This window comes from Mycobacterium sp. (assembly GCF_035653355.1).
GTDB lineage: Bacteria > Actinomycetota > Actinomycetes > Mycobacteriales > Mycobacteriaceae > Mycobacterium.
The window spans coordinates 1-4,873 of record NZ_DASRBZ010000029.1 but is presented as its reverse complement, the minus strand read 5'-3'; the positions used below and the strand labels follow the sequence as shown (position 1 = coordinate 4,873).

Below are 4,873 nucleotides of genomic sequence, written 5' to 3'. Positions count from 1 at the left end.
GGGCGGGCCGACGGTGCCGGCACGAAGCACATCTCTCCGATCACCAAGTCCGGATCGAAGGCGGCGACGGCGGTCGATCCGGTCTGGTAGTCGTGCTTGTACAGCGACGTGCGCAATGCCGACGCCCCGCCGGAGAGGAATCCGTCGTCCAGGCCGACGGTGTAGCCGAAGCGGTGCCGGCGGCCGGTCAGGCCCTCGTTGATCCTGGGGAACTCTTGCGGGCGGTCGTCGCGCCGTTCGGTGCTCACCGACCCGGTCGCCAGGTTGACGGTCCAGCGATCCAGGGTCGGACGGCTGTCGCCGGGCCCGCGTCGGTCACGCTCGAACATGCGCTCGTAGCGGACCACGTCGAGGACGAGGACTTCGGCGCCGTCACGGTTTTCGGAGTAGGCGTTGACCGGGTGGAACACGTAGCACGGTTCGATGTCGAACCACCGGATGTCGGCGTTGCCGCCCTCGCGGGGCATGACGCCGATTCGGGCCCGATATTTCGGGTTCCACGCATAGGGATAGCGGTCGCTGCGCCTCGGGTCGCGGTTGATCCTCGCCAGAATCGGGCTCGGTATCTGGACGCGTCCGATCAGCGACTGCAGCACCAGGCGGGCCGGCAAGCCGAGCCAGCGCGGAACATTCACAGGTAGCACCTGCACCGGATCGAACGTCACCGGAAGGTCGTAGATGACGACGTATTTGTCGGTCAACGAAAAGTCGTGGATCGCTGGCGCTCCGCCGACTTCGATGTCGACCGTGCGGCGCGCCCGTCCCTGCGCGTCGATCACCGAGTACTGGACGGTGTTGCCGCGCGCGAAAGAATAAGACACCGCGTGCAGCTCGCCGGTTCGCGGATCGCGGTGCGGGTGCGCGGTGTAGCCGCCGGTCAAAGTGCCGTCGAAATCGCAGGTGCCCACGGTGTCGAGGTCGTCGGTGAGTTCGTAGTTGGCGACGCCGCCTTCCACTAGCGCCAGCGTGCGTCCGGCGTGGGCGAGCACGTTCGTATTGGCGCCGAGGTTGAGCATTCCGGCGCGCGGGCCAAACCGACTGGGCGCGGGCTCGCCCAGGATCTTCGCCACGCGGGGGCTTCGGATCCAGCGGTTGCGGTACCAGCGCGCCTTGCCGTCACGCAGCGCCACGCCGTGAACCATGCCGTCTCCGCTGAACCAGTGGTAGATCGCCGGGTCGACTTCCGCGACGGGGTTGGGCCCATTGCGCAGGTAGCGCCCGTCCAGGTAGTCGGGAATATGGCCGGTGACCGGTAAGTCGGTGGCGGTCACCTCGGTGTGGACGGGCGCTAGAAAGTCGTTCAGGTATGGGTTTTTTGGCTCAGCGCTCTGATGGATCGGGGAAGCAGATGTAGCGGCCACAGACACTCCTATAACGGTGGTATAACGTTGTTATTGCACCGTACACCGTATGTGCGAGGATGGCAACGATGACTGCGGAGACCGAGCCCAGCGCGCGCGACAAGCTGCTACATGCTGCTGTCGGCTTGCTGCACGACCAAGGCCCCGATGCGCTGCAGACCCGCAAGGTGGCTAACGCCGCCGGCACCTCGACGATGGCGGTGTACACGCACTTCGGCGGGATGCGGGGATTGATCGCCGCGGTCGCCGAGGAGGGGTTGCGTCAGTTCACTGCCGAGCTGGCGGTGCCGGAGACACCCGATCCGGTGGCCGACCTGATGGCCATCGGTATCGCCTATCGGCGGTACGCGATCGAGCGTCCGCACATGTATCGGCTGATGTTCGGCAGCACCAGCGCGCACGGCATCAACGCACCGGCACACGATTTGCTTGCGCTGAGTCTGGCCGAGATCAGCGACCACTACCCGAGCTTTGCGCACTTGGTGCGGGCTGTGCACCGGTCGATGCAGGTTGGCCGGATTACCGCGGGATCACCCGACGACGACCCCGCGGTGGTGAGTGTGGCGGCGCAGTTCTGGGCGCTGATTCACGGGTTCGTGATGCTGGAGTTGGCCGGCCACTATGCGGGCGGCGGCGCAGCAGTGGGCCCGGTGCTGGCCGCTGGGACGTCGAATCTGCTTGTGGCCCTGGGTGGTTCACCAGAGCAGGTGCAGCAGTCGCAGCGGGCGGCGATTCAGCGCGCCTGAGCACGACAAACCCCGGGACCGTTGCGGTCCCGGGGTTTGGTCGGCTTACTTGACGGTGACGGTGGCGCCGGCGGCTTCGAGCTTGCTCTTGGCCTCGTCGGCGGCTTCCTTGGCCACCTTCTCCAGCAGCGGCTTGGGCGCGCTGTCGACGAGGTCCTTGGCCTCCTTGAGGCCCAGACCCGAGACGATCTCGCGGACCACCTTGATCACGCCGATCTTCTTGTCGCCGGCCGACTCCAGAATGACGTCGAACTCGGACTGCTCTTCGCCGGCTTCCTCTGCGGCCGGTGCGCCGCCGGGAGCGGCGGCCACGGCGGCAACCGGGGCCGCCGCGGTGACCTCGAAGGCCTCCTCGAACTTCTTGACGAAGTCGGAGAGCTCCAACAGCGTCATTTCCTTGAACGCGTCGAGCAGTTCGTCAGTGGACAGCTTTGCCATGGTGGGGGTCCTTCCTTATCGAGGTATCGGGGTTATTCCGGGCTCTCTGCCGGGGTTTCGGGGGCGGGTGATTCGGCCGTGTCTGCTGCCGGGGCCGGAGCGGCCTCCGGAGCAGATGCGGCCTCCGGAGCAGGCGCGGCCTCTTTCTTTTCCTGCAGCGCGGCGGCAAGCCGGGCCATCTGCGATGCCGGCGCATTGAATAGGCCGGCAGCCTTGGCCAGGTTGCCCTTCATCGCGCCCGCCAGCTTGGCCAGCAGCACCTCGCGCGACTCGAGATCGGCGATGCGCTCCACCTCGGCGACGGTCAGCGGGTGACCGTCCATGTAGCCGCCCTTGATGACCAACGCCTTGTGCTCTTTGGCGAAGGTCTTGATGGCTTTGGCCGCGTCGACCGGCTCACCGCTGACGAAGGCGATCGCGGTCGGGCCGACGAACAACTCGTCCAGACCCTCGATGCCCGCCTCCGAGGCAGCGCGCTTGACCAACGTGTTTTTCGCCACCGAGTACGTGGCTGCGCTGCCCAGTGAGCGGCGCAGCTCGGCCAGGTTGGCGACCGTCAGGCCGCGGTATTCGGTGATCAGAGTCGCCGTCGACGCCTTGAACTGCTCCGCGATGTCTGCAACGGCGGTGGCCTTCTCAGCCCTGCCCATGCATGCCTCCTGATGTGAAAGTCCTTGCGGGTCCACGGCTTTGGCCGGCCTACCCGGGAAAGACGAACGCCCCGACGCAGGATGCGGTCGGGGCGCGAATGGTCGGCATGCGCCGACGTAATGCCTCGTCCTCCTGCGCGGGCCGCCGGGGTATCCCGGGCTTTCAACCGATTTCTCGGTGACCGACGGTCTTCGGTGGATCGGCCACCACAATAGCGTGGCCGTCGCTATCAGCCAAAACGGTACTCAGACCCGGCGAGCATGGCCGCACCGATCAGCCCGGCCTCGGCGCCGAGCTCGGCCGGCAGCACGCGCAGCCCGGTAAGGAAGTCCAGGCCGGCGTGTTCGGCCAGCGCCGCGCGCAGCGGGTCGAAGAGCAGCGGGCCCGCGTTGGCCACTCCCCCGCCGATGACGACGCGGTCCAGATCGCACACCGCCGCAACCGAGGCAATCATGGCGGCCAGCGCCTTCGCGCCGCGACCGAAAGCCCGCACGGCAATCGGATCGCCCGCCGAGGCGTCGTTCGCCAGGTGTTCGGCGCCGGCTCCGGGTGAGCCACGCCAGCCGTTGGCTCGCGCCCATCGGACCAGAGCCGGGCCGGCTGCCAGGGTCTCGACGCAGCCGCGACCGCCGCAGGAGCAGGGCTGACCGTCCGGGTCGACGACGACGTGGCCGACGTGTCCGGCGTTGCCTGTGCGGCCGGAGTAGCCGCTGCCGTCGAGCACCAATCCGCCGCCGACACCGGTGGACACCACAATGCCGAGCAGGAAGCGTGCATCTCGCCCGGCGCCGTAGCCGTGTTCGGCGAGCACCATGCATAGTCCGTCGCCGGCCAGCCGCACGGGCACGTCGGGCACGACGGCCGCGACCCGAGTGCGCAGCGGGAAGCCCCGCCAGCAGGTGATGTTGATTGGGCTCACGGTGCCGCTGGGCACGTCGATCGGGCCGGCCGACGCGATGCCCACTGCGCGCACCGCGCCGCCAGCCACTGCGATCGCTTCGGTGATCAGCTTCGCCACCACAGCCCAAATGTCTTCGGCACGTACGGAATTCGGTGTAGGGACGGTGGCCGAGTACACCAGGGTGCCAGCGGGGTCCACGAGCCCGGCGGCGATGGTGGTGCCGCCGATATCGAGGGCGAGGGTGAGCATGTGATCAGTGCCGGTGGGTGTTGTCGGGTTGGCGTGGGTCGCCGGGGTGCTCGTAGCCGGGGGCCAGCTGCACGAGCGCGGCGCGGCGTTGGTCGAGCCACATCCGGAAGGCGCGGCGCCGCGCGGCGCCGCGCAGGTGTTCGGTGATCACGAGCCGCACCTGCGCCAAAGGCGGGGCAGCCAAGGCAGGTGTGCGCCAGCCGTCTCGGTCGCGCGGTGCTGCGGCAAACCGCAATGGGTTGCGCGCGTGATAGGCGGCCACCTCCTCGTCGCTGACTTCCACCGCCGCAGTCAGGTGAGCGAACAACGCCCGGGCCTTCGGATCCTGCAACGCCGCCGCGGCGATGCTGCCGATCTCCAGGCGGGCCGCGATGTCTGGCAACACGTCGGCCTCGGTCGGGGCGTCCGCTGCGGTCAGGCCCAGTGCTGCGGCCGCAGCGGCGACGACCCGTTCGGTCACGATCAGCTGGGTCAGCCAGCGGCGCAGCTGCCGGCCTTCGCTGGTGCCGCGTGCGGGCAGCGCGGCC

6 protein-coding genes are annotated in these 4,873 nt (G+C 68.3%); 1 reads left to right on the top strand and 5 read right to left on the bottom strand.

Going from position 1 to position 4,873, the window contains the following annotated elements:
- Positions 1-1,361: carotenoid oxygenase family protein (locus VFA16_RS00905; protein ID WP_414687606.1), on the bottom strand; the 1,361-nt coding region annotated here is incomplete at its 3' end.
- Positions 1,362-1,429: 68 nt separating this feature from the next.
- On the opposite strand from VFA16_RS00905, the gene VFA16_RS00900 reads away from it, so the two are divergent.
- Positions 1,430-2,107 (top strand): TetR/AcrR family transcriptional regulator, encoded by a 678-nt coding sequence (locus VFA16_RS00900; RefSeq protein WP_324966008.1) that lies wholly within the window; start codon positions 1,430-1,432, stop codon positions 2,105-2,107.
- A 45-nt stretch (positions 2,108-2,152) separates the two neighbouring features.
- On the opposite strand, the gene rplL is transcribed toward VFA16_RS00900, so the two are convergent.
- The 4 genes from rplL to VFA16_RS00880 all read right to left on the bottom strand — a co-directional run.
- A complete protein-coding gene (gene rplL, locus VFA16_RS00895; RefSeq protein ID WP_324966007.1) occupies positions 2,153-2,545 on the bottom strand; it encodes a 50S ribosomal protein L7/L12 in 393 nt (130 codons plus the stop codon).
- A gap of 32 nt (positions 2,546-2,577) precedes the next feature.
- On the bottom strand, positions 2,578-3,195 hold the full coding sequence (rplJ, locus tag VFA16_RS00890; protein WP_324966006.1) for a 50S ribosomal protein L10: 618 nt from the start codon (positions 3,193-3,195) through the stop codon (positions 2,578-2,580).
- Positions 3,196-3,425: 230 nt separating this feature from the next.
- Positions 3,426-4,346, bottom strand: a complete 921-nt coding sequence (locus VFA16_RS00885) for an ROK family protein (RefSeq protein WP_324966005.1) — start codon at positions 4,344-4,346, stop codon at positions 3,426-3,428.
- Positions 4,347-4,350: 4 nt separating this feature from the next.
- A partial coding sequence (locus tag VFA16_RS00880; RefSeq protein WP_324966004.1) for a malonyl CoA-ACP transacylase occupies positions 4,351-4,873 on the bottom strand: 523 nt, incomplete at its 5' end.

What these genes read in the sequence shown, in the direction of transcription:
- VFA16_RS00900 (WP_324966008.1), top strand. Translation starts at nt 1,430, where the DNA reads ATGACTGCGGAGACCGAGCCCAGCGCGCGCGACAAGCTGCTACATGCT.
- rplL (WP_324966007.1), bottom strand. Translation starts at nt 2,545, where the DNA reads ATGGCAAAGCTGTCCACTGACGAACTGCTCGACGCGTTCAAGGAAATG.
- rplJ (WP_324966006.1), bottom strand. Translation starts at nt 3,195, where the DNA reads ATGGGCAGGGCTGAGAAGGCCACCGCCGTTGCAGACATCGCGGAGCAG.
- VFA16_RS00885 (WP_324966005.1), bottom strand. Translation starts at nt 4,346, where the DNA reads ATGCTCACCCTCGCCCTCGATATCGGCGGCACCACCATCGCCGCCGGG.